The following is a 23,111-nucleotide window of genomic DNA, read 5'->3' on the forward strand; positions in this document are numbered from 1 at the left end:
TAGTTTTTCGGATATCTTCCCAAAATTTTCTAAAATCGGAACCAAAGATTCTTTTTCTAGCCGAATCTCCTTTTCCTTTAAAATTTTAGCTGAATCTTTGTCCAAACTTAGAATCGTTGATAAAATATTATAGATCTCATCTAAGGTGACATCTTCATGAACGGACTTAATCCTGGCTAATCTCTCAGCTTCAATTCTAAATTTTTGAAAATTAAAGGGATCAATTTTGAGGACTCTGCTTCTTTGAAGAGCCTTACCAACAAAATAGAAGAGATCTATCGGTTTATAAACATCTCTGGTAACTATAGTGTCAAATGTATCTAAACTCTCCACAGTTTCCATAGCGTCGCCTAAAATACTTATTTTTGGCGATATAAAATATTATCGACATTCTCGTTGAGCATAATTAGAGACGCTAGTTGCCTTATCAATGAGACTAGTGATATGCCAAAGATATGGGGGAAGCGTGATTTAAAGTTTATTTTTGAAGAGTTTTTTGGGAGATTTTTGCTTTATTGCCTTTTTAATCCGCCTGATGATTTCTTGTTTTCCTCCGAGTATTATTCCGTATTCGGCTATTTCATGTATTATTCTGCTTCCGCATCCCATCATGTTCTCGATCTCTTCTAGGGTGTAGACTCTTACATCCACATCTACCGATGTCTTTGTCTCCATGAATTTAGCGATTCTATCCATTGGCCTCTCGCTGCTCTCCTCTACTATGATTATTATGTCCGCATCTGAGAAGGCTGTATAATCTCCTCTCGCCAGCGATCCAACCAATATAACTGAAAGAGCCCCTTTCTCTAGGGCTTTTTTGGCATATTCCCTAAGCTCATTTATTACTGCTTCATAGTTGAGTTTGAAGAATCTTACTTCTGACGAACCCAATTATTTCACCAGCATATTTTATGGCTCTTTCCGCATCCGTCCTCGTGTAGTAATCTAGCGGCGCGCCCTCTGGATGGAAGTTTGGGTATCTCGATGGAATATAGTGCCTATCCAGCTCCTTAGCCATATCAATCATTTCAGCCGGCGGCTTAAGGTTTTCCGGTAGGCTTTCGAGCATCCTGCTGACTGAGTGCCCCCAAACCTCAATATTAACCGCCTGATACAGCGCTTTAACAGCCTTTTCAGCCGCCTGATGCGATGCAAAGCAAGCCCACTCATAATCGCCAGCCTCAAGCGACCTCTTAGCATGCTCATAGTCTCTTATAGCCTGCCTAAGCCAGTCCCCAGCCCTCGAAACCATTAAGCTTAGCCCCAAATAATCATTCCATTAATTTAGAATTTAAGCTTGCCGCACCACCACTAATCTAATCTTATTCCACCTATTATAAAGATAATATCCCTCCTCCCTAATACGCCAATTATTCATAGGATTTTTAGGAAGCCTTTTTTTCTCAAGGAGCTTTGGTTCTTCTCTTGTTATGAGTTGTATTTCGAAGTGATAACATATTGAGATTCTTCTCTTCTCTATAGCCTTCCATATTCTATCGATTAGCCTAACCCTCTCTAAGCCGCTTCTCAGCAGATAATCCATGATAATGAGCGCTCCTACATCGCTGTCAACCGTTAAATTATCCTCCAAAGCCGAGCCGAAAATGTATACTTAAGCCCCCACAAGAACTTCTCTCACAGCCTCAGTTAAAAATGGTAGATGATTGTATTCATCCTCCTCATGGATAGGGGGATAAAAGGTTAAATTATAGTTATAGTTATAGTTATTACTATGAAGACAACCATTCAGTTGAGCAGAAAGACCGTTCAGTTATTGAAGGATCTCATGAGGAGGATGAATGCCAAAACTTATGATGAAGTTATAAGGGCTATTTTAAGGGAGAAGTATGGGGTTAAGGTCTCCTTATTCGGCTCAAACCCTAGGCTGACACCTTTCAGCGAGGAGGAGGAAGCGGAGTTTCATGAGCTATGACTTCATAATAGACTCTTATGCTTGGATCGAATATTTTAGGGGCTCATCTAGGGGCTCTCTAGCAAGACCATATATTGAAGGGGAGAATTCCGCCACACCAACAATAGTTATTGCAGAGATTAGTAGGAAATTGCTAAATGAGATTTTTGAGGGGAGGGAGACAATGGAGGGAAGGGAGGAAAAGCTGGACTTTATAAGAACTTCAACGCTCATTGTGGAGCTAACTATGGACATAGCGAAATTTGCTGGAGAGATAGATGTTGAAAGAAGGAAGATTGTGAGAGATTGGGGTTTATCAGACTCAATTATACTTGCCACAGCCAGAAAGGGAAATGCAAAAGTTGTGACCGGGGATAAGCACTTCGCTGACTTAAAAGATGACGTAATTCTCATCTAAAATTTTTAGGAAACATATATACTCTCCTTTTTCCATAACCTCTATTATGAAGCGGTTTCTCTAAGGTATTTAATTTCATAAGAGTTTTATCTAGACGAGGAAACTCTCCTTAAAATCCGCGATAATAAGAATATCATGTCTGAACCCTTACTTATGTCTCAGATAGCGAACGAACCAGAGACATAGCCCTCATTATCCCATCTAACCCACTTCTCAATCTTAAAGCCGAACTTCCTCTCGATGAAGACCCTTGAATCCTTGAATCCGTCTCTAAACTCTTGCTCACTCATCATGCCCCACCTAGCGCCCAAGTCATCGATATACCTCCTGAGAAGGTTTAAAGCCCTAAGCCATATCGGCTCTAAGCTTAGCCAACTCTTCGTGCCGCTATGCCACAATATAATGTAGCTCTAAGTCCTCGCGAAGCAATTTAAAAATCTTAGCCTTAAGATCACTAATCTCCATAGCTAACCCTGCCTAAATACCATTGCGGTTCGACAAAATATATGCCTTACTTTATCTGAGAAAACAAACAGACGCTTCTGATCAAGACTCTTCATCACTGGGTTACTTGGTGCTAAATGTTTTTCGATAGCTGAATTAATATTCTTGAAATAGAAGAATATTGAGGGAGATGAAAGCCTATGAATTCGAGGGAGCGCGTGACTCTTGCATTAAATCATGAGGAGCCGGATAGGGTTCCCCTTGACCTTGGAGGCAGCGCTGTGACTGGTATGCATGTTAGCACTGTTTATGCGTTGCGGCAGGCTTTTGGTTTAGATACGCCCGGCGCTCCAGTTAAGGTTGTGGAGCCTTTTCAGATGTTGGGTGAGATTAAGCCTGATCTCTGGGATGCATTAGGCATTGACGTTGCCTGTTTAAGCAGCCATGTAAACTTCTTCGGCTTTAAGAACGAGAACTGGAAGCCTTGGAGGCTTTTTGATGGTACGCCTGTGCTTGTGCCCGAGAAATTTAATACTGAGCCTGACCATGAGGGAAACATTTTAATGTATCCGCAAGGAGACCGCGGCGTCCCTCCATGCGCCCGTATGCCTAAGGGCGGGTTCTACTTTGACGCCTTGGATCGGCAGGAAAAGCCTATAGATTGGGGTAGGCTTGATCCCAAGGAGAACGTTGAAGAGTTCAGTTCAATCTCAGGCGAGGAGCTTGAATACTATAGGCGTGAGACTGAGCGGCTATATAATGAAACCGATAAGGCCATATTTGCTAATTTCGGCGGAACGAGTTTCGGGGACATAGCCCTCGTCCCCGGTCTACAATTAAAGTATCCTAAGGGCGTTAGGGGGGTTAAGGAGTGGTATATGTGCCATGTTAGGCGCCCAGACTACATTTACAAGGTTTTTGAGCTTCAATGCGAGGTCGCCTTAGAAAACCTGAGAAAGATCTATAGGGTCGTTAAGAACAGGGTTCAAGTGGTTTTCGTCAGCGGAACCGATTTTGGAGGGCAGAATGGGCCTCTTATGTCAAGGGAAACCTACAGGAAACTGTATATGCCCTTTCATAAACGCGTCAACGAGTGGATACATGAGAACACTGAATGGAAAACTTTCATACACTCTTGCGGTTCAATAGAGCCGCTGATAGCGGATTTTATTGAGGCGGGGTTCGACATTTTAAACCCGGTTCAAACGTCGGCGGCAAACATGGATCCACGCAGGCTTAAAGCAAAATATGGAGACAAGATGGTTTTCTGGGGAGGCGGAGTGGATACGCAGAGAACCCTGCCCTTCGGCACACCAGTTCAGGTGAGGGGAGAGGTGCGTGAGCGGATAAAGATCTTTGCCCCTAAAGGCGGTTTCGTCTTCGCCGCCATACATAATGTTCAGCCTAGGGTTCCGGTGGAAAACGTAATAGCGTTATATGAAGCGGTTAGAGAATACGGCGTGTATCCAATTCAATAGTTTCCAGCCATTTCTACATGGCGAATATGGCGGGAGCCCTCACTATTCTAGAACGATGGCTTCGTATTCTTGGATGAATGGAATCGTAAAGTTTAGAGTATCATTGCTTTCTTCTAGATTTAGGCTCTGATTTAACCGAAGTGCTTTAGCGCTCCTATACTTCCTAAAGCCGTGGAGAGCGACCTTAATGTCTTTCAAGGCGATTGGGGATTCTATTGGTCTGGTCATTTCGCCGGTAAAGTTGACGAGGTGGACAATTAACCTATCTTTTTTAGGCTGGTATCTAAGGGTGACCTCGACGCTGCTGGGGCAGTTTTCGAGGGTTACTAGAGTTTTAGCCATCCATCTGACGGAGTTATGGATGATTCTTCTATAATCCGGATTATGATAGTTATAGTAGTGTTCGAAAAAGTTTCCCGCAATATAGAGGCAGCGACCCCTCCCGTACTCGTTTACCAGAATAGCGGGGTTTTTAGAAAGCTGCGGGAGCCTCATGTATCTGGCAGCCATCTTTTCATGGTACATACATATAGCCTTTGACGTTGTAGGCGAAACCTCAATCCCATAGGTTGGACACGGAAGCAGTCTAGCGCTCAAACCATCGGCGATCGGGTGGTCTGATACAACAGACATGTAGTCGATGTTTAAGGGGCCGAAGACCCCTCTACCCACGTTCACCCCAAATACATCAGCTAGCTCAAATTCTTCGAGCAAATCACCATATTCATCATATCTTGAAGTCTCGAAGCTGGCGATCAAACAACCACCGTTTTCAACATATTTCTTGATAATCTCAGCCTTATCCTTGCTAAGACACGCGCAGTTGGGGGCTACAAGTAAGCCGTAATTGCGCAGAACTTCAGGCCTTATGGCATCCTCATCCAGAACGTTGAAGGGTATATGGGATCTAACGAGAATCTCATAGCACCCCAAGAAGCCTTCATAGAAGCTTCCAGCCGGCTCCCTTTTAACAGACTCTTCTCTCTGCGGGGTAAAGTCCATGGCTGGGGCTTCAGGCCTATAGAAGTCAGCCGATTTGCTAGACCAGAAAAGGGCAACGTTTGCTACAGGAATCGTTTCCTCCAGGTACTCGGAGTTTTCAATTATAAATCTGTTCATTTCTCCGGCAGCTAATGCACCGGGTTTGTCGCTTAGATACCAAGGTATCCCGTACCATGGGTTTGCTCCGTTAGCTATTGAGTCTGCGTAAAGTAGTTTGGTTTCGGTTGGCGTTAGGAGGTACTCGTCCCAACCCTTGTTAGCGCCCGCTATAAACACCACTGTCGGCTTGCCCTCAGCTTGAGTCTCAAGGAGCTTAGCTGTCATGCCGGCTTTCCATAGCGGTGCTCTTCTCAAATCATAGTAGAGGAAGCCTCCCTCAGCCCCAAGAATATCTTGGTATCTGATTAGTCGCCTATTGTCTCTAGCAGCAGTCCAACCCGGCCACAAACCAGTGGAATTCATGTAAATTATAGATTTTGGCTTAATTTCCTTAAGGGTTCTTTCAGCGTCTCTAAGATACTCAGCTATGCTATCGTACCTAAATTCTATGAAGTCCCTCCAAACAGTTTTTCCCCAATCTTCTTCTCTCGGAAGGTCAAGCCCATATTTACGCTTAAATTTTTCCCGGCAGCTTTCGCAGTAACATGCTCTGGGAGCGAATATGGGGCCGTCTAGAAATATTCCATCTATATCGTATGACGCGAGATCCCTTATCCCTTGAAGAGACCATTCTCTCCACGGGGAGTTTACGCATGGAGCGTTTCCTGAACCATACAGGTCGCTTATAATTCTCCCCTCTACGTCAACCTGCAACCATTCCGGATGTTCTTTGCCGAACTCAACGTTTATCCAGTGCACATTATAGTAGGCTAAGACTTTAATCCCTCTTTTATGGGCTTCTGGCAGATACTCGCTGAAGAAGTCTCGTGGAACATTCCTCGCGATTCTAGTCTTAAAGTAAAATATGCCCTTCTCACCGCCATAAATGTCGCTGCAAGTTAGATGCTCGGCGTTAAAGCCAAGGCTTTTCTTAACATCAGCTATCTTCGCGGGGTCGGCGGCTAGAACCTCGTCGGCGCCAGATATGCTTAGATCCGCTATTGTTAAAGGTTTACGCCACCAAGGCTTCTCATCCATAAACCGCACCTATCACATTGTTTACCAAAAATCTTATAATTGTTTTTCTCAGGGGAGGAGTCTTAGGATGCTGATGAGGATAAAAGGCTAAAATACGTAGTCTAACAAAAGATTTCTGGGCGAACATTATGGAAGAATTGGCTATAAATGGGGGTCCTAAAACTAGAACTAGGCCGCTTCCAAGCAGGAGGGATGTAGGGGCTGAGGAGCTTAAAGAGCTGATAGATGTCATCTGGTCTGGCCAATTAAATAGGGTTGGTGGAACAAAAGTAGCTGCCTTTGAAAAAGAGTTCGCGGCGCTCTATGGGGTTGAACATGCTATAGCATCCACTTCTGGGACAGCGTCGATACACGTGGCTCTGGGAGCGATAAACCCTGATCCGTGCTCTGAGATTATAACTGGGCCGATAAGCGATATCGGCTCAATAATTCCCATACTTTACCAGAATTGTATCCCCATTTTCGCCGACATAGAGTTAAACACTTACGGTTTAGATCCAGATGACGTTGAAAGAAAGATAACTGATAGAACAGTAGCGGTTATCGCCATACACCTCTTCGGGCAATGCGGCGATATGGATCGATTGGCAAAGATCTGTAGGGAACATGGCATATATTTGATCGAAGACTGCTCCCAAGCGCATCTAGCGGAATATAAGGGGAAGCTTGCTGGAACAATAGGCGACCTCGGATGCTTCAGTCTCCAACAGTCAAAGCAAATAACCTGCGGAGACGGTGGGGTAACAATAACAAGCAGCGGCGAGCTCGCCGAGAGAGCGCGGCTATTCGCCGATAAGGCTTGGCCTAGGGGCAGGGCGGATGATAGAGGATACTTGTTTCTAGCCATGAATTATAGGATGACTGAGCTGCAAGGAGCCGTGGCATTAGCCCAAGTGCGTAAGGCAAGAGACATAGTCTCTAGGAGGAGAAGGGTTGGCGACATGCTGACGAAACTTTTAAGTGAGGTTGAAGGAATAAATCCACCTCATGTTCCGTCTTGGTCAGCCCACTCCTACTGGCTTTACCCGTTCACCATTAATAGGGAGGTCTTAAAAGTGAGCCCTGAGGAGTTCGCGAGGGCCCTTTCAGCTGAGGGGGTTCCCGCTAGCTTCGGATACATTAGGAAACCGCTCTACTTGTTTAGGGTGCTTAAAGATCAGGTTACATATGGATCCTCACGTTGCCCATCTGATTGCCCGCGCTACGGTAAGAGGATTGAATATAAGGAGGGTGATTGCCCTAATGCTGAGAAGTTTCTAAGAGAGTTGATTACGATACCTATAAATGAGTTCTATAATGATGAGGATGTTAATGACATATTTAGGGCGGTAAGCAAAGTAGCAAGATACTATAGAGAGAAGGTGTGAATACTTATGGAGAAGAGTTTTTCAGAGTATAGAATTATTGATTGCCACACTCATATCGGAAACTTTATAGACATAAATAACCCGTTTTCACCCCAATGGGATAAAGTGACTCTTGAGGTTTTACTCTCCTTCCTCAATGATACTAAGGCTTCAGGAGCGGTTTTACTGGCAATCTACAGCTGGAATAACACTCCAATAATAATGCCAACGCAATACGTGTTAGAGGCCTATAGAATGCATCCCGACAAATTTATACCGTTCTGCGCGCTGGACGTTAGAGAACCCTTCTTCGAGGAGGAGACACGACTCTACATAGACATGGGGTGCAAGGGTTTTGGAGAATATACCTCCAAGGTGCCTTTAGATCACAGAGTAAACTTGAAGCTCTTCAATATTTGCGCAAAATTCGAGGTGCCAGTTTTAATTCACGTAGCTGCCTCGGAGAACGATCCCTACGGAGCCTTAGACCCCGACCTGATGGGGCTTGAGAGGATCGCGAGAAAATTCGATAACGTGAACTTTATAATGCATGGGCCCGGATGGTGGCGGCATATATCTGCTGATGTCCCACAGGAAGCTAGTTATCCTCAGGGTCCGGTTGAGAAGGCTGGAAGAGCCGTTCTTCTGCTTGAGAGCTACCCGAATATATATGGGGATTTATCAGCGTTCTCAGGATACAATGCTCTGCAAAGAGACCTAGATTTCGGCAAAAGGCTCCTAGAGAAACTTAACACGAAGCTTCTGTACGGCACGGATTTAGAGGCATTTTTCTCATCAAACCATTCGCTCCTAAATCTGCTGAGAAACATGAATCTCGGCGATGAAGCCTACAAGAACATTTTTCACAGAAACCTAGAGAGATTGCTCCGCTAATGATCATTCAAGAGCTATTTCAGCCACATATATATCGGCTATGTTTAATGGAGCCGAGATATCGCCATCAATCACGCCGCCCAGATAAGCATGCTGCGAGTAATAACTTATGATGATCCTATCGCGATCGCAGGATATTAAGCCCGGATACGCTGCGTCGCCGCAGGAAGGCAACGCGAAAAACGGTTCCACAGCTCCATGCGCCTTGACGACGAATATGCCGGTGTTACCGGCCGGCGTGTCTTGCGGTATCCATTGAGCGCTCATATGCCTGCGTCCCGCAACAAGTATTTTGTCGCCGCATTTGCAGAAGACTGGGCAGTGGATTGTAATCTTCAAATCTATTCTCCCCCACTCTAGATATGGCGGCTTAGAGTAATAGAAGAGGCTGTGATCCGGGCTCCTGCCTGAGCGGGCGATACACCATAATTCGCCATCCCCTTGAAAAAGCAGGTCTGCCTCATTGGGTTTATCCTCCTCCCCCGCGATTCTCGAATGCTTTCTCCAGTTTAAGCCGTCGTCGCTTACAAGCAAATCTAGGAAGGATCTGTGTTTTTCTCTTGGGTCGCTCCAGCCGTAGGCTGCTGAATAAAAGACCCCAATGATAGCGAACCCTCCATAACCAGCAGTTCCGCCCATATGCTTGGATCGGGTTAGACCAGTTGAATCCATCGTCCGTAAAAGCCACGTGTGAAATAAGGGGGCCATAATAGTTGTCAAGCCATCCCTCAGGTTTAGGAAGCCATGTGCCGAAGTAAACATACAGCCGGTCTTCAACAGCGCATAATTTCGGATCCCTATCATCGCCAACAGTCTTTAAGCGGGCAGTCTTCCGCCATCTCTTCAGATCCTCTGAGCGCATAACGATTATTTCGCCGTCACGTGATATATGGGCTGACCCACGTCGATAGGTAAGCCAATAGGCGCCGCGCCAAAAGCATAGGTCTGTAAATGCGTTATGCCATCCATCGCGCACAACTGTTCGATGAGAAATAATTTTCGTCATGGCCGCCACCATGCAATAAAAACAGCATGTCTCATTCTATTCGGTTAAAGCATGTTTTAATGTTTCTAAAAGTCTGCCAGCATTAACCAGCATAGGTTTTCTTAACCTTTCTTAGAGTCTCCCTCACCCCAGCTGCCAGAAAATCTAGGTCGCTTCCAATACATATAAGCCTGAATCCCATCTCAAGGTATTTCCCAACATTATTTATGCCGGAGAATATGCCGGGTGTAACGCTTGTTCCCTTATGGGCCTCTAAAACCGTTTTTATCGCCTCGGCAACAGCAGGGTTTTCAGGATGGCCGAGGAAGCCTAATGAAGCCGATAAATCCGCCGGCCCTATTATTGTCGCGTCTAAGCCTTTAACGGAAACTATATCCGTAATTTTTTCCACAGCCTCCTTAGTCTCAATCTGGGCGACTATAACCACCTCTTCATCGGATTTCGTGACATACTCCGTAAAACTTCTAAACCATGTGGGCCTTCTCGGCCCGCATCCTCTAACCCCCTTCGGCGGATACATGCAATATTTCACGGCGTTTTCAGCCTCAACTCTATTGTTAACCCATGGGATTATCACGCCATCCGGCCCTAGATCGAGAACCCTTTTTATATACACTGGATCGTTCCACGGGACTCGGACAAGGGACGCAACCCCGGATCCGCGAATAGCCTGCAGTATTGTCTGCACCGATTTTATCTCTAGCGGGCAGTGCTCCATGTCTATCCAGAACCAGTCGAAACCCAGCGTGCTCATAAACTCCGCGATATCCGGTTCAGGGGTTGATATGACGGCGCCCAGCAATGGTTCTCCGCTCCTAAGCCTACTCTTAAACTGCCCGAAAAACTCTTCAGAACTGAAATTCACACCATACCACCTCGCTCTTTAAACTCTAAATTCATCTTAAAGTTAACCTTGAAGCGCTTATATCTCTATGCCGTTTTCGCCGCACTTTTATAAGCCGCATGCTATCAACAATGTCTATAAAGATGTCTACTGGAGCGTATGGCTGTTGCTTGAAATTAAGGGAAAATACATGGTTGAAAAATATCTTGTTGGAGATGAAAGGATTCCGCTTTTAATTATTTACCGTGAGCGAGAGGAGCCTATGCCCACAATAATATGTCTCCACGGATTTACTGGTAGCAAGGAAGGGTTGCTGACGCCGTACCTAAAATTTGCGGATGCAGGTTTCTGCTCAGCGGCGATTGATGCGCGGATGCACGGGGAGCGTTTCGACCCCGATTTCTGGTTTAAATTCACTGAAAACTTCCCAAAAACTTTCTTAACCACTGTCGTGGAGACGGCGAAGGATATTAGCAGGGTCATAGATTTCTTGGGGTCGAGGAGTTTCGTTGACTTAGAAAGGATTGGGTTGATGGGGATTTCAATGGGCGGCTTTATAACATCGGTTGCAGTAACAATGGAGAAGAGAATAAGAGCTGCGGCTTCGATCATTGGAGCCGCAAATTTCCCCCATTTAATTAGAAACCTAGCCTCCATAGATATCCTTCCATTTAAATGCTTTAGAAGGGAGGCGATGCTTAATCCCGATGAGGAGACTAGAAGGCTTTTCGAGCAATACGATCCCTTAAATAATTTGGAGAGGTTTCCGCCAACAGCTCTGCTTCTATTGGGGGGAATTGCGGACAACCTTGTGCCTAAGGAATGCATCGCTCCCCTATACGAGGCTCTTAAACCCTACTACCGCAATAATCCAGACGATCTTAAACTAGTTATGTACGACGTGGGCCACACATATACCCTGGAGATGGAGAGCGAGGTAATGCGCTGGTTTAAAGAGAAACTCTAAGATTTAGATGAATGTGGCCTGCCTTTCTTCTAGCCTAAACCCGACGCTTCGCCTCCATCGCTGCCCTAGGTGAAACAACTCTGTCTTAGTTAATTAAATAGGGGAGAGGCGAGGGTTAAGATGCATCAATATGATTAAGCCGGAGTACCTCCGGGCGTTCTGGATGGCGCCGGTTCCATTCCTAGTGTTGGCCTCTTATCGATCATAAGCCCAAAATACGGTGCCCTCCTCATCCAGTAATTATATAAGCGAGTGGAGTAGGTTGTGCTCCTATCGATGAGTTTTGCTTGCCAATTGAAAGCGGTTCTCCAGCGCTTCCCGGTTATAAGAATTTTAATGAAGTTGATGAAATTCAGAATTCCGGCAGCTATACTGTAGAGAAGAATAATGAGACTGAATGCCAAGCCGTAAACAAAGCCTACTAGACCGGCTAGAAAGCTCCATATTATCCTCACTATTAATTCTAGGCGCGAAGCCTTTTCATCAAAGAATATGGTTGCCGTCTGAATCTGATAAGATATGGGGACTTCCACCATCACGGGCGGTGGCGGTGGGGGCGGTGGCGGCACAGCGGTTAAACTTGCCCCGCAATACGAGCAGAAAGCTGCTTCTGGAGGAACTTCCCTACCACAACTTGGACAGATCGACATTAAGATTACCTCTCCTATATGTCTGAGCTTCCACGTATAAAGAATTTTCGCCGCCAAACAGCGGTAATTAAAACGGCTTAAAATGGGCATCTACATTTTTGCTTCTGATTCGAGCAGTAAATCTATTAGTTTCTTCTGATCGACTTCGGCCCTCGTCCTCCACCCCAAATAGATCTGTCCATTCTCGTCCTCAACCATATATCCAAGCCTAATAAACTTGCTGAGGTCTATTTCAACCCGCCAATCTGGAATCTTAGCCTTCAACAAATCCTCTAACTCCTTCCTAGGCACTTTCCCGCCCCTAGATATTATGTACGCTATTGAGGCGCACAGCGCCGCTAAGTCATCTATACGCCATCCAACCAGTTTAGCCTCCTCAACCGTTAAGTCGTCTCTTAAGGTCACATAGAACCTCGCCTTATCGTAGTGCTCGATTGTTGGGTTTTCAGGCGGGTTCGCTTCCTCAAAGACGATTTTAACTGTGAGCCCCATCTTCGCCAAGTACTCGTCTAAAAGGTTTACGACTTTGGGGTAATCGGATCCTATTCGCCTCCTCAGCTCCCAACCCTTAGCTCCCGGCGTAGAGTGTCTCCTATAAAGTAGGAGCTGCGCAGCTTTCCTCATCTTTGAGGCATAGTACGCTTTTCTATCTATGCTCCTCTTTCCTCTCTCCATCTCTCCCACTCTTCAAAGCTTATGGATATTGGGAAAGATATTAACTCGCCTTCACCCTCGTTTAAGGGTTTCTCGTTAGGCAGTATAAATATATCGTTTTCTAGGAAATGTACCTGCAGCCTCGCGTAGCCGTAGGTTATGAGGAAGCTTGCCAGATAAGCCCTCCTCACGGTCTCCTCATAGGTGTCTGAACCTATGAAATCCCAATACTTAACCCTTCCATTCTTCGAGGCTAGATCCTTTAACTCAAGCCACATTTTTTCGAGCTCAGCCATGAAGGGTTCGCCTGATAATACGCCTTCCTTAACCATCTCCTCCCTAGTCGCAAAACCCATATCGGTTTTAGTATAACCGATCTTTTGCCACCTCAAGTTTAGGGGTGGAAGATCGCTCCAATATTTTAAGGCTTCCCGGAAGCCCCTAAGCGTTAATTGTTCAAGCTCAATTATTGGCCGCCAGACCCTGAGGAAGATTTCAGCCATCCTGTCTATCGGGAGACCGCGGATTTTCTCCTCTATCAGGAAAGGGTCTCTATAAAGCGCTGTGGCTCTCCGCTTAACCCATTCGCCTTGCATCCTAACAACTGAAGCTATGCTGTTTAACGCTTCGGTGTCTAAGCATAGATCTTCGGTATCATTCCATAAGGGAAAATAATCTCTTATAGTTTTAATCAAATCATCTACGTCAACGAGATACGGGTCTAAACCCTTAATCTCAACAGTCCTACATGTATCAACTATCCTACGTAGATCTTCCCTAGCCTCCTTAAGCTCCTTTCTTTTTACACTGGCCATAGAGCTCACGAAATAACCTCCCTGATAAGAGATTTACCATCAATATTCTGAACCGTGATTATGTGGGCTTCTTTCCCCTCAAAAAACATCTGGTTTGGGGTTATCGCGAGGTACTGTGCGCCCTCATTTTTAACAGCCGATATGAGCAGGTTGGCTATTATCTCACGGTTTCTAGGATCCATGTGAACATCGTACTCGTCTATGGCTCTGAACGGGGACTTTATATGCTTTTGAAGGGCTAATAGAAAAGCCATGGTTGCGGTGCTCCTCTCCCCGCCGCTCTGAGAATATATGTTTAATGGTATTGGCTGAGAACCCTTAAACCCTACGTAAATCTCTAAGCCAGCGGCTTCAATATCTTCCTCATTCACTAGGCGCACGAAACCTGAGCCAGCAACCTGAGAGAGAATATTCTGATACTCCGTGTTAACGCTCTCCAAAATATTTTTAATCACGCTTCTCCACGCCTCCATGCGAACCCTGATCTCCTCCAAGGTTTTCTCACGGTTTTCAGCGGCTATGCGGGCCTTCTCCTTAAGCTCAAAGTACAGTTTAGAGTAGGACTCATACATTTTTTCAACTTCCTCGGATACCTCTGCCATAGCTAGCAGGCGCCCATCCGTGATGCGGATCTCATCTAGAATCTCGTTGGGGCTCCTTAAAACAGCTATGCGTGGCCCCTTCTCCTCAGCCTTCTTAATGGCTTCATTGAGACTTAACATTAAATTATCTAGGCTACTGTTTAAGGCTTGAAGTTCGCTCTGCAATTCGCTTCTTTTGTAGTTTAAGACGGCTGAGCTGACCTTATTGTCGATGAGAGCGTTAACAGAATCCTCAACCTTCTTCTCAACCCTATATAACTCATCCTTTACATCTAGAAGGCTAACCTCTATGTTGGCGAGCTTTATGCTGGCCAGCTCGCTGAGGTCTCTTAATTCGCCAATCTTAGACTTAAGCGCGCTAAACCAGCTCTTTAAACCCTCAAAGATTTTCGCTTCGCTGAGTTCTCCCATATTCGTCGCTTCTCTTTTAAGAGCCGTAGCAGAGAGACCCATGAAGCTTCTCTCCCACTCCCCGAAAAACTCCTCTAGGCTGCTCAGCATGTCTCTGCTCCTAAGAAGGTCAATGTCGTATCGGGCTTTCTCCCTCTCGAGGGAGATTCTCTCCTCAAGAAGGCTCCGCCACTTTTCCTTTAAGTTGGCAATGTTCTCTTCAAGCAATTTGATGGAGTTTTCATGCTCGCTAATAGCATCCTCGATCTTCTTCAGCTCAGCCCTCTTATCCTCAATCTCAACCCGCATTTTATTTACTTCTTCCTCTCTTTTAGCGACCTCAGCCCAAGCCAGCTCCCGCTCCAAGAAGCGCCTTTTAAGCATGAGCTGCTTTTTCTCTTGATAGCGGTCATACTGCTCACGCCAGTAAGCGAGGGTCTGCTCAACAGATTCAATCATCTTGTTAAGCGACTCCTCTTGACTAGTTATCCTGCTAAGCTTATTCTGCGCCTCCAGAACGTTTTTCCGATAGGATTCAAGCCCAACGGCTGACTCCACAAGCCTAAGCTTCTCTTGAGGAGATAGAAGGATGAATTGCTCAGCCATATCTTGATGCATTATTATAAGCATGTTGTCTGGATCAACGTTAAAGTGGGAGAGAAGCCTTAAAACTTCGGCTTTACTAGCCGCGACACCGTCAATTTCAAACCAATACTTTCCATCACGCCTTAAAACCCTACTTAAATAGATTTGATCCTTATTGATTTTTGGAACTGGGCGTTTGCCCTTAACCCTGGAGTTATTTAGGACTAGGGTGACGCGCCCAATATCCTTACCCCACCTTATCAGGTCGCTAAGCCTCTTGGAGCGCTCAGTGTAGGATTGACCGAGGGCAACAGATATACCTAAGAGAATCGAGGATTTACCTGCGCCGTTAGGGCCGCAAATTATGTTGACGCCGGGCTTAAGGGGTACTCTAGCATACTCGTAGGACATGAAGTTCTCCAAGATTATTTCAGATATCAGCATCTGTAGCCCTCTTGAGACAATATAATGAGCTTGCCCTCTTTATTAAGGATACTCTAAGATCAATAAAAGGTAAGCTCCACCAAACACTTCTATTTTCAACCGTCCGGCGCACGTAAATTTAAAGAAAAATTTAAAAGATAAACCAATAGAGCTGGTAATACCGCTCTTCTTAAAGGCAAATATTTCTAATTAGGGTTTAAAAACTGGCCTTAACTTAAACTAATTACGTAGATGCTCATGTAGTCTTCATCAACGGTTGCCTGGTATCCGGCTCTCCTTATTTCTTCCATTGAGAGTCTAAGCCAGTAGCCAAACGATCCCCGCTCAGTATTGTCCGGGTCAATTGAGCTTAATCCGCTGTAGCCCTTCCGCCTCGCAACCTCCAGAAGAATATATTTCGTAGCCCAGTAATCTAACGCGACAGGGTCTAGGCTCGCAGCTATAATGTTGACTCTCGTCGCCTCGTTATAAGAGGTGCTTGGCCCACCGCGCGGCACAGCGTTAACCCATATCGCATCAATTATATTTAACGTTGGAAACCTTGTCTCAACCATCTGTGTTCCCATTCCACCAGTGCCCACGGAGTCATGTGCCCTAGCGCCAAGCATGGCTGTAAGCTTGTCTGAGACAACGCCCATATAGTGCTTTACGCATGCTGTGACGCCATATATGCTATGGGTCTTCAAGACTGGAAGATTGATCACCTTAAGCTTCCCGCCGCTATATGTTTGGTTCGCCGGGTCCCACACCCCATACTTGAAACTTATATACGTGCCGAAAGCGGTCTTAAACTTCGGGTATGAAACCATTATTCCGGTTCTAGGGTTCCTAGTAGCGTTAACCACGTATCCGTCATCCATATCGCCCTCAAAGTACTCATTAACCCTCCTCGTGGTGATAGAATCCCAAAGATACGTGGAGACCCTATATCCTCTGCCAGCAAAGAAGTCTACAACGCTCTGAATCGACTGCGAAATATTCTCAGCGTTATTTCTGCTCCATGCAAGGCTTCCACCTCTGCCGGATGAACCATACTGCGCTTGCCCATTATCCGCCACAACTATCTCACCGATAAAACCTTCAGGGTGGCTGAGTATCGCCTGAATAATCGCCTTAACCAGATCCGTGTTTGTTCCACCCCTCTCATCCCACTGGCTATTAACCTTTACTATTACAACGTCATCCCTTGCGATTAAGCCGCTTGGACCTTTATTCACACCGGGTTCAGGAGATTTATAAAAAGGTAAACCACATTTACCCATCAGCTCAATTAACTTGAAGACTCCGTCGTCATTTCCTCTGGTGCCGTTTACAACGAAGATGCTTGAGGATGGTTCGAATTTTGCCAGTTTAGCTTCAATTTTTAACCCTGCTTCCCGAACCCCCTCTCGCCTAACGTTTTCATATATGCCCCACAGTGTCAGTGAAACGCCGACGCCGACAATCGCAAGGGTTATGATGGGGATGAGCCTCTTTAAATTAGTTTTAGTTTTCTTAGAGAACCTCCAGTAAAACAGGTGTAGAATCGGATAAATGTATGTTGCCAACCAGACGTAGATATTCGCTAGAGCTGCCCTTTGGCAAGGATAAGTTATTCTTGATGGCTTTGTTCCCGTCCTAAGAATGAACCATAAGAGGCTTAGTAAACCCATTGTAAACGGGTTGCAGCATAATTCACATAACCTCACATATAGTGGAGAGATCTTTTCAACCATTTTCGAAGAAAGGCTGCCCCAAAATTTCATCGCCGATACACCATACGCCATGCGATTATTGTGGTTTACTTAGGGCTCCTGAAAGATTAAAATCTTTCCTCTCTGCGGAGAAGAACCCCGCAGTCTATGGGCTGAAGGGGTTTTAGCAAGTTTAATATACGTCTCTTGAGAATCTTGCTTTGATGGGTTATGATGCTTGAAGTTTATTGCGGCGAATCCTCATTCGTAATGGAGATAGATGATAGATTTGAGAATGCTCTCCGCGGTAAAATACCGTTCAACACGAGCTTAAATGTCTGGAAGGAGGAAATCTACTTTCTAACGCCGATCGAAATAGATGTCTCCGGTCTAAGCGGCCAAATAAGGGTTGAGCCGGGCGGAGTATATTATTGGCCTCAGGAGAAGGGCTTCTGCGTATTTTATGGGGTTAGCCAACCATACAGCTTAGTGTACCAATTAGGCTCCTACGTGGGCGTTCTAAGCGATCTTATGGAGGTTGAAGATGGGGCTGAGGCAACAGTTAAACTTCACAGGATCTATGAACCATATTCCGGCGTGGTCTCAACGCTTAAAGCGCTGGGATTTAAGGCTTCAACCCCCATGTACAATGGAGAACGAATCGTAGAAGCCGTCAAAAATATTGATGGGGAGAGGTTTGCCTTCAAACTTTATGTGGAGGATAACGGCGCGCACATTGAGAGCGAACCATTATTTCCACGAGATTACGACCCCTTGACGCTAAAAATCATAGAGAAGCTAAAGAGGATTGCAAATCAGGGAAAATGCTCGCGTTTAGATTTAAGTGAAGATGGTTGGATAGCTATAACTGGCTTTGTAAGCGGCAAAAATGAGCTGCAGGAAGCCATAAACGAGATGAGCGCGCTCTACTGCAAAATCATGAAAATGCTTTTGGCAGACTAACCGCCTTACGGCACCCCTTCTAGAATGGGTTACTTTAAAAATTAAGCTTAGACAAAAGATTCGGAATGATGCGGCTTCAAAAAATTTACAAGATATGCCTTAAAGACTTGGATAAGGATTACGCTCTGCTGATGCTCAGCATGTTTTTAGGCGGGTTGCTCAAGGCTTCCTAGAAGTCACCCGTACAATCTATCTTGCGCTTATAGGTTTTGACCCTATATCTATAGGTATTATAACGAGCGTGGGGTTCGGAGTAAGCGTCGTTGAATCCACTCTTTTCGGGGTGCTTTCAGACAAGTACGGTAGAAAAATATTTCTCGCGTTAGGCAACCTTATGGCAGCCATTAGATTCCTACTTTATGCTCTAAGTAAAGATTTCTGGGTTCTCACAGTGGCGCAGGGATTAGGTGCTTTAGGTGAAGGGGCTGGCGCAGGTCAACCTGTAGTTTCAGGATATATTTCCGACAGGGAAAGGGATGGTGTTAAACGAGCCCATATATTCAGCCTAATAGCTGTCACGAACGCCCTAGCATCCTCTATAGGCTCTCTGCTCGCCGCTCTGCCAGCATACTTGAGAGAAGCTTTAGGTTTCAGCGATGTCGAGGCGCACATAAGGCTCTTTTGGACTGGTTTCCTACTAAGCGCTTTTTCCCTAGCTCTAACAGCTCTGCTTAGAGATGTAAGCGGTGGGAAAAAGGTGGGGGAAAACCGAAAATCCGCATCCAGCGTTAAAGAGCCTTCAGCGTTAAGGGAGATAGCCGTTTACTCATTCATTAGATCAACTGACGGGTTAGCCATGGGTTTCGTATCTTCTCTAGCCCCCCTCTACTTCTATCTAAGGTTTAGCGCCAGCTCCGAGGATTTAGCGCCAGTATACGCTTTAGCTAGATTTCTGCCAATACCATTATATTTAGTGGCCCCTCTATTAATATCGAGGCTCGGCTACGTAAAGCCTTTAATAGCGGTGCGCGCGGCTTCTGGCCTCTGCTCGCTGCTTCTAGCTGTTGCTGAAAACTTTAGCGCCGCAAGCTTGATGTTCATACTTTACATGGTTCTCGTCGAGATCGGCATGCCTTTAAGGCAGGCGTTCGCGACGGAGATAGCGGACGAGTCAACGGTGGGCTCGCTGGTGGGGGTGAGCAACTCTATTCGAACTCTTGTCAGATCCATCTCGCCAACCGCGGTAGGACACTTCTTCCAGGTATCGCAGTTTTATACGCCATTCGTTATAGGGGCTTCACTCTTCTTCTTCAACGCTGCTCAATTCCACATTTTCTACTCAAAAAGATTTCGAAGAAAATTTGTTTAAACATTTTACGCGGATGAATGGTTAAAGAAAAATATAGGTTTAATCGAACATACCTAGATGTTTGAGGTGTTTAAAATGCATATACTTTTTCTCGGCACAGGTGCGGCTGAAGGTTGGCCCGCCATATTCTGCAGATGTGATGCTTGCGCGAGGGCTAGGGCTCTTGGCGGAAGGAATCTGCGGTCTAGAAGCTCCATTCACATTAATGGGGCATATAAGGTTGACTGGCCCCCGGACACATACCTACACATGCTACGGTACAACCTCAACTTTGCCGACATCAAATACCTTTTTATAACCCATGGGCACTACGATCACCTTCACTCAGACGATCTATTTATGAGGCGTCCCCCCTTCGCCCATATGCGGGATGGAGGCGATCTACATGTATATGGCAGCCGAGAAGTTATAGGGTACATTACAAGATCTGTGGGAGAACAATCAAATTTAGGCTTAATTCTCCACGATTTAAGGCCTTTCGAAACCGTAAAAGCGGGGGAGTTTAAGGTCACAGCCCTCCTAGCCGATCATGATCCTAACCAAACATGTTTCCTCTACCTATTTGAATCTGGAGGCAAGGTCTTCCTGCATGGATATGATTCAGGATGGTTTCCGGAAGAGACTTGGAGGGCGCTGGAAGGCTATAGGCTGAATCTAGCTGTTCTAGACTGCACAATGGGAGCCGCTTCATCGATGAAATATCATATGGGTTTAAAGGAGGTTATAGAGGTGAAGAGGAAAATGGTTTTAAAAGGCATTGCTGATAGAGACACGATATTTATAGCTACGCATTTCTCCCACAACGGCCTCCTACTACATGACGAGTTGACCGCTAAACTACTTCCAGAGGGAATAGAGGTCGCGTACGATGGGCTATCAATAGAAATTTAAGAATTGCATGTGGGGTGCTGGAAATGATTAAGGTTGGATGTTGCGGTTACCCAGTTTCCCAGAAAAAATATTATGAAACATTCAGCTTAGTTGAGTTGAACAGCACTTTCTACACTTATCCATCGCCCATAACCGTTAGCAGGTGGCGGAAAAACGCTCCCAAAGATTTTGAGTTCACCGTAAAGGCCCATCAGGACATAAGCCACAAATACAGGCTGAAAGTGGATCAGGCCGCTGAACCCTTTGAGAAAATTAAGCAGATATGCCGCGTACTGGAGGCAAAGATAATAGTTATACAGACCCCAGCATCCTTCATAGTAGATCACCTCAATGAGGCGAAAGAGTTCTTTAAGGGCATAAACCGCGAAGACTTCACAATTGTCTGGGAAACACGTGGGCCTTCTTGGGAGAGCGAAGATGGATTTAAAAGGCTTAGGGATGTTTTAAGCGAGCTAGCGGTTACGCATGTGACCGACCCGTTGAGGCTTATGCCGGCCTATGTGTCTAATGTAGCCTACTTTCGCCTTCACGGGTTGGGTGAACGCATGTATTACTATCAGTACACGAACGATGAGCTGCGAGCCTTATATGAGGTAGTTAAGGGGTTCGAGGGTTCAGAGAGAAGCGTCTATGTTCTCTTCAATAATTTATCGATGTTTGAGGACGCTAGACGATTTGTATCATTTATTAAAGAAGGATGTTTTCCGCGGTTACATGAGAGCTTCGGCGTCAACTCCATAAAATCCATTATTAGCAGGGTACGTTACCCTGCAACGAAAAACTCTTTAGCCGATAAGGTCGGTTGGAGATTAATCGAGTTTGAGGATGGGCGGCAGATTAGGCTTAAAGAATTATTGGCAAGTATACCGGCGAAAACCTATAAAAGCCCGGAGAATGTTCTCGAAGAGATAAAAATAAATAATGAGTTTTCCATATAGTAAATTGTGATGGGTTTTGGGATTGAAGGATTCTGTTGAAACCATAATGAGGAGCCCTCCAGTTACCGCGCTCTTCTCGGATAGCGTTTCATCGGTTATCGAGAAAATGATTACGAACAATATTGGTGCGGTCATAGTTATGAGCGGCGGCAATCCCGTTGGTATAATAACTGAAAGAGATATAGTTGAAAAGATTGCTAGATCCAATAGGGATCCAAATAAAATCCGGGCTGAGGAGATAATGTCCTCGCCCCTAATATCGATTGAAGCAGATAAAACCGTGAGAGACGCTCTGGCTCTTATGCGCGATAAGAAGATAAGGAGGCTGGGTGTCACAAGGAAGGGTAGACTTGTAGGCATAGTAACTGAGAGGAGAGTTCTCGACGCGCTAGCATCTCGATGAGCAGCGCTCTCATCAGATTTCAACCTTCCATTATTTTTTAATGCTTAGGGTAGGTGAGAGACGATGGTGGTCGGATCTACGTTCTCTCCGGGAGAATTAAGGGTTATAATTCCCGTGGGCGGCGTGGCGAAAAGGCTGCTACCATTAACTGCGGAGGTGTCTAAGGCCTGCGTTAGGCTTGTTAATGTTCCGCTTGTAGAGATATCGCTGTTAACGCTGGCTAAGCAGGGTGTTAGAAACTTCATTTTTGGGGTTAAAGGCTACACGAATTACAGGAGTCTGTATGATCACTTTGAGTCGGGCGTGGGCTTCTCGGCAAAGTATGGTATTGCTCCAAGGGTTCACATAAAGTATCAGCCCAATATAGATGATTATGGGAGCGCCGACTCAGTCCGCATAAACATAGAGTACTATGATATTAAAGACCCTATATTCGCGGTTCAGGGAGACAACATATTTGACATAGATTTAGAGAGTATGCTTAGGTTTCATCAGGAGAAGAAGGCATTTTTAACGGTTGGTCTTATGCCAGTTTCAGATGTAACTGGCTACGGGGTCGCTAAAATCGATAATGATCTGCGGATCTCAAAGTTTGTTGAGAAGCCAAGCCCAAAAGAAGCGCCGTCAAACCTAGCTAACACCGGGCTCTACTTATTCAGCCCCGAGGTCAAAGAGGTCTTTAAGGAAAGCGGGGTTCAAGAGATCATGCATAAAAATAAGCGGCTAGATTTCGGCTACGACTTCATACCATACCTCATAGAGACAGGTCGACCCGTTTACGGCTACGTTTTAAGCGGGGTCTGGTACGATGTCGGAACCCCGGAAAGGTATTTAGAGGCTATGAGGGGGATCCTAGACGGCAAGTTAAGGGCTCTGCAAGACTTTGGGGGTAGGATTTCAGAAGGCGAGAGGATATGGATACAGGGTGAGAGCCCGGAGGCTCTACGTAGGAGGGAAGAGATAATAAGGAGGATAAGGGAGGGAAGAATAGAGGTTGAGGGCTCGGTTCTGATTGGGAGGCACTGCGAGATATCTGACGGCGCCAGAATAGTTAACTCATGCATAGATAACTATGTTAGAATTGGCAGAAACGCCGTGATAGAGAATTCAGCGGTAATGGATAGATCGGCTATAGGCGAGAGCGCGGAAATAAAGGATAGTATAGTTGGGAGACATGTTACAGTGAACTCGAGTCAGGTCGAGAAAACTAGAATCCTCAACGTGTCGGTTATCGCGGACGATGCGTTTATTGATGCCGGATGCGAAGTGGTGTCCACAAAGATTTATCCATATAAGCATATAACTAAACAATCGCTCTACAACTCGATCATTTAAATTCTTTACAT

25 protein-coding genes are annotated in these 23,111 nt (G+C 45.5%); 12 read left to right on the plus strand and 13 right to left on the minus strand.

Annotation, left to right across the window (positions count from 1 at the left end):
• From QXR61_07795 to QXR61_07810, 4 genes are all read right to left on the minus strand, one after another.
• Positions 1–342, minus strand: a 342-nt coding sequence (locus tag QXR61_07795) for a hypothetical protein (protein MEM3757848.1), incomplete at its 3' end; no start/stop codon positions are given.
• Between the two features lie 129 nt (positions 343–471).
• Positions 472–891, minus strand: coding sequence for a nucleotidyltransferase domain-containing protein (locus QXR61_07800; protein ID MEM3757849.1), 420 nt, complete (start codon positions 889–891; stop codon positions 472–474).
• On the minus strand, positions 851–1,252 hold the full coding sequence (locus QXR61_07805; protein ID MEM3757850.1) for a HEPN domain-containing protein: 402 nt from the start codon (positions 1,250–1,252) through the stop codon (positions 851–853). Before QXR61_07805 ends, QXR61_07800 begins: the two co-directional genes overlap by 41 nt.
• Before the next feature lie 39 nt (positions 1,253–1,291).
• Positions 1,292–1,591 carry a hypothetical protein gene (locus tag QXR61_07810; GenBank protein ID MEM3757851.1) on the minus strand — a complete coding sequence of 100 codons (300 nt, stop codon included), beginning with the start codon at positions 1,589–1,591 and terminating at the stop codon, positions 1,292–1,294.
• Positions 1,592–1,732: 141 nt separating this feature from the next.
• On the opposite strand from QXR61_07810, the gene QXR61_07815 reads away from it, so the two are divergent.
• Together QXR61_07815 and QXR61_07820 are read left to right on the plus strand one after the other, a co-directional pair.
• Positions 1,733–1,933 carry a hypothetical protein gene (locus tag QXR61_07815; GenBank protein MEM3757852.1) on the plus strand — a complete coding sequence of 67 codons (201 nt, stop codon included), beginning with the start codon at positions 1,733–1,735 and terminating at the stop codon, positions 1,931–1,933.
• Entirely contained in the window at positions 1,923–2,330 is a 408-nt protein-coding gene (locus QXR61_07820; GenBank protein ID MEM3757853.1) for a type II toxin-antitoxin system VapC family toxin, read from the plus strand. The genes QXR61_07815 and QXR61_07820 overlap by 11 nt, the downstream gene beginning before the upstream one ends.
• 158 nt (positions 2,331–2,488) lie before the next feature.
• On the opposite strand, the gene QXR61_07825 is transcribed toward QXR61_07820, so the two are convergent.
• Positions 2,489–2,728: a DUF3782 domain-containing protein gene (locus QXR61_07825; protein ID MEM3757854.1), complete on the minus strand. Its 240-nt coding sequence runs from the start codon at positions 2,726–2,728 to the stop codon at positions 2,489–2,491.
• Between the two features lie 246 nt (positions 2,729–2,974).
• On the opposite strand from QXR61_07825, the gene QXR61_07830 reads away from it, so the two are divergent.
• Positions 2,975–4,252 (plus strand): uroporphyrinogen decarboxylase family protein, encoded by a 1,278-nt coding sequence (locus tag QXR61_07830; GenBank protein ID MEM3757855.1) that lies wholly within the window; start codon positions 2,975–2,977, stop codon positions 4,250–4,252.
• Between the two features lie 42 nt (positions 4,253–4,294).
• On the opposite strand, the gene QXR61_07835 is transcribed toward QXR61_07830, so the two are convergent.
• Positions 4,295–6,391 (minus strand): beta-galactosidase trimerization domain-containing protein, encoded by a 2,097-nt coding sequence (locus QXR61_07835; protein ID MEM3757856.1) that lies wholly within the window; start codon positions 6,389–6,391, stop codon positions 4,295–4,297.
• Between the two features lie 128 nt (positions 6,392–6,519).
• Between QXR61_07835 and QXR61_07840 the strand changes: the two genes are divergently transcribed.
• Both QXR61_07840 and QXR61_07845 read left to right on the plus strand, forming a co-directional pair.
• Positions 6,520–7,758, plus strand: coding sequence for a DegT/DnrJ/EryC1/StrS family aminotransferase (locus QXR61_07840; protein MEM3757857.1), 1,239 nt, complete (start codon positions 6,520–6,522; stop codon positions 7,756–7,758).
• 6 nt (positions 7,759–7,764) lie between these two features.
• Positions 7,765–8,631 carry an amidohydrolase family protein gene (locus QXR61_07845; protein MEM3757858.1) on the plus strand — a complete coding sequence of 289 codons (867 nt, stop codon included), beginning with the start codon at positions 7,765–7,767 and terminating at the stop codon, positions 8,629–8,631.
• Positions 8,632–8,634: 3 nt separating this feature from the next.
• Here QXR61_07845 and QXR61_07850 read toward each other — a convergent pair whose 3' ends face one another.
• Complete coding sequence (locus QXR61_07850; GenBank protein ID MEM3757859.1) at positions 8,635–9,303, minus strand: sialidase family protein; 669 nt, start codon at positions 9,301–9,303, stop codon at positions 8,635–8,637.
• A gap of 416 nt (positions 9,304–9,719) precedes the next feature.
• On the minus strand, positions 9,720–10,502 hold the full coding sequence (locus tag QXR61_07855) for an aldolase/citrate lyase family protein (protein MEM3757860.1): 783 nt from the start codon (positions 10,500–10,502) through the stop codon (positions 9,720–9,722).
• Between the two features lie 145 nt (positions 10,503–10,647).
• On the opposite strand from QXR61_07855, the gene QXR61_07860 reads away from it, so the two are divergent.
• On the plus strand, positions 10,648–11,448 hold the full coding sequence (locus QXR61_07860) for an alpha/beta fold hydrolase (GenBank protein MEM3757861.1): 801 nt from the start codon (positions 10,648–10,650) through the stop codon (positions 11,446–11,448).
• Between the two features lie 134 nt (positions 11,449–11,582).
• Here the strand turns inward: QXR61_07860 and QXR61_07865 are convergent, their stop codons facing one another.
• From QXR61_07865 to QXR61_07885, 5 genes are all read right to left on the minus strand, one after another.
• The gene (locus QXR61_07865; GenBank protein ID MEM3757862.1) at positions 11,583–12,098 is read right to left on the minus strand and encodes a zinc ribbon domain-containing protein; all 516 of its coding nucleotides are present in this window, start codon (positions 12,096–12,098) and stop codon (positions 11,583–11,585) included.
• Between the two features lie 90 nt (positions 12,099–12,188).
• Positions 12,189–12,773 carry a hypothetical protein gene (locus tag QXR61_07870; GenBank protein MEM3757863.1) on the minus strand — a complete coding sequence of 195 codons (585 nt, stop codon included), beginning with the start codon at positions 12,771–12,773 and terminating at the stop codon, positions 12,189–12,191.
• Positions 12,749–13,567 (minus strand): hypothetical protein, encoded by an 819-nt coding sequence (locus tag QXR61_07875; protein MEM3757864.1) that lies wholly within the window; start codon positions 13,565–13,567, stop codon positions 12,749–12,751. Before QXR61_07875 ends, QXR61_07870 begins: the two co-directional genes overlap by 25 nt.
• 5 nt (positions 13,568–13,572) lie before the next feature.
• The gene (locus QXR61_07880) at positions 13,573–15,588 is read right to left on the minus strand and encodes an AAA family ATPase (GenBank protein MEM3757865.1); all 2,016 of its coding nucleotides are present in this window, start codon (positions 15,586–15,588) and stop codon (positions 13,573–13,575) included.
• Between the two features lie 209 nt (positions 15,589–15,797).
• Positions 15,798–17,333 (minus strand): DUF362 domain-containing protein, encoded by a 1,536-nt coding sequence (locus tag QXR61_07885; GenBank protein ID MEM3757866.1) that lies wholly within the window; start codon positions 17,331–17,333, stop codon positions 15,798–15,800.
• 159 nt (positions 17,334–17,492) lie between these two features.
• Here QXR61_07885 and QXR61_07890 point away from each other — a divergent pair, with 159 nt between their 5' ends.
• The 6 genes from QXR61_07890 (at position 17,493) to QXR61_07915 (ending at position 23,100) form a co-directional block, all read left to right on the plus strand.
• Positions 17,493–18,224 carry a cyclophilin-like family protein gene (locus QXR61_07890; protein ID MEM3757867.1) on the plus strand — a complete coding sequence of 244 codons (732 nt, stop codon included), beginning with the start codon at positions 17,493–17,495 and terminating at the stop codon, positions 18,222–18,224.
• A 202-nt stretch (positions 18,225–18,426) separates the two neighbouring features.
• Positions 18,427–19,533, plus strand: a complete 1,107-nt coding sequence (locus QXR61_07895; GenBank protein ID MEM3757868.1) for an MFS transporter — start codon at positions 18,427–18,429, stop codon at positions 19,531–19,533.
• Positions 19,534–19,608: 75 nt separating this feature from the next.
• Positions 19,609–20,424, plus strand: a complete 816-nt coding sequence (locus QXR61_07900) for an MBL fold metallo-hydrolase (GenBank protein ID MEM3757869.1) — start codon at positions 19,609–19,611, stop codon at positions 20,422–20,424.
• Between the two features lie 23 nt (positions 20,425–20,447).
• A complete protein-coding gene (locus tag QXR61_07905; protein ID MEM3757870.1) occupies positions 20,448–21,362 on the plus strand; it encodes a DUF72 domain-containing protein in 915 nt (304 codons plus the stop codon).
• A 22-nt stretch (positions 21,363–21,384) separates the two neighbouring features.
• Positions 21,385–21,765, plus strand: coding sequence for a CBS domain-containing protein (locus QXR61_07910; protein MEM3757871.1), 381 nt, complete (start codon positions 21,385–21,387; stop codon positions 21,763–21,765).
• A gap of 63 nt (positions 21,766–21,828) precedes the next feature.
• On the plus strand, positions 21,829–23,100 hold the full coding sequence (locus QXR61_07915; GenBank protein MEM3757872.1) for an NDP-sugar synthase: 1,272 nt from the start codon (positions 21,829–21,831) through the stop codon (positions 23,098–23,100).
• Positions 23,101–23,111 lie beyond the last annotated feature (11 nt).

Source organism: Candidatus Bathyarchaeia archaeon (assembly GCA_038882715.1).
In the GTDB taxonomy this organism is placed as follows: domain Archaea; phylum Thermoproteota; class Bathyarchaeia; order Bathyarchaeales; family DTEX01; genus DTEX01.

What these genes read in the sequence shown, in the direction of transcription:
- QXR61_07805 (MEM3757850.1), bottom strand. Translation starts at nt 1,252, where the DNA reads ATGGTTTCGAGGGCTGGGGACTGGCTTAGGCAGGCTATAAGAGACTAT.
- QXR61_07815 (MEM3757852.1), top strand. Translation starts at nt 1,733, where the DNA reads ATGAAGACAACCATTCAGTTGAGCAGAAAGACCGTTCAGTTATTGAAG.
- QXR61_07820 (MEM3757853.1), top strand. Translation starts at nt 1,923, where the DNA reads ATGAGCTATGACTTCATAATAGACTCTTATGCTTGGATCGAATATTTT.
- QXR61_07830 (MEM3757855.1), top strand. Translation starts at nt 2,975, where the DNA reads ATGAATTCGAGGGAGCGCGTGACTCTTGCATTAAATCATGAGGAGCCG.
- QXR61_07835 (MEM3757856.1), bottom strand. Translation starts at nt 6,391, where the DNA reads ATGGATGAGAAGCCTTGGTGGCGTAAACCTTTAACAATAGCGGATCTA.
- QXR61_07840 (MEM3757857.1), top strand. Translation starts at nt 6,520, where the DNA reads ATGGAAGAATTGGCTATAAATGGGGGTCCTAAAACTAGAACTAGGCCG.
- QXR61_07845 (MEM3757858.1), top strand. Translation starts at nt 7,765, where the DNA reads ATGGAGAAGAGTTTTTCAGAGTATAGAATTATTGATTGCCACACTCAT.
- QXR61_07850 (MEM3757859.1), bottom strand. Translation starts at nt 9,303, where the DNA reads ATGGATTCAACTGGTCTAACCCGATCCAAGCATATGGGCGGAACTGCT.
- QXR61_07865 (MEM3757862.1), bottom strand. Translation starts at nt 12,098, where the DNA reads ATGTCGATCTGTCCAAGTTGTGGTAGGGAAGTTCCTCCAGAAGCAGCT.
- QXR61_07870 (MEM3757863.1), bottom strand. Translation starts at nt 12,773, where the DNA reads ATGGAGAGAGGAAAGAGGAGCATAGATAGAAAAGCGTACTATGCCTCA.
- QXR61_07875 (MEM3757864.1), bottom strand. Translation starts at nt 13,567, where the DNA reads ATGGCCAGTGTAAAAAGAAAGGAGCTTAAGGAGGCTAGGGAAGATCTA.
- QXR61_07880 (MEM3757865.1), bottom strand. Translation starts at nt 15,588, where the DNA reads ATGCTGATATCTGAAATAATCTTGGAGAACTTCATGTCCTACGAGTAT.
- QXR61_07885 (MEM3757866.1), bottom strand. Translation starts at nt 17,333, where the DNA reads ATGAAATTTTGGGGCAGCCTTTCTTCGAAAATGGTTGAAAAGATCTCT.
- QXR61_07890 (MEM3757867.1), top strand. Translation starts at nt 17,493, where the DNA reads ATGATGCTTGAAGTTTATTGCGGCGAATCCTCATTCGTAATGGAGATA.
- QXR61_07900 (MEM3757869.1), top strand. Translation starts at nt 19,609, where the DNA reads ATGCATATACTTTTTCTCGGCACAGGTGCGGCTGAAGGTTGGCCCGCC.
- QXR61_07905 (MEM3757870.1), top strand. Translation starts at nt 20,448, where the DNA reads ATGATTAAGGTTGGATGTTGCGGTTACCCAGTTTCCCAGAAAAAATAT.
- QXR61_07915 (MEM3757872.1), top strand. Translation starts at nt 21,829, where the DNA reads ATGGTGGTCGGATCTACGTTCTCTCCGGGAGAATTAAGGGTTATAATT.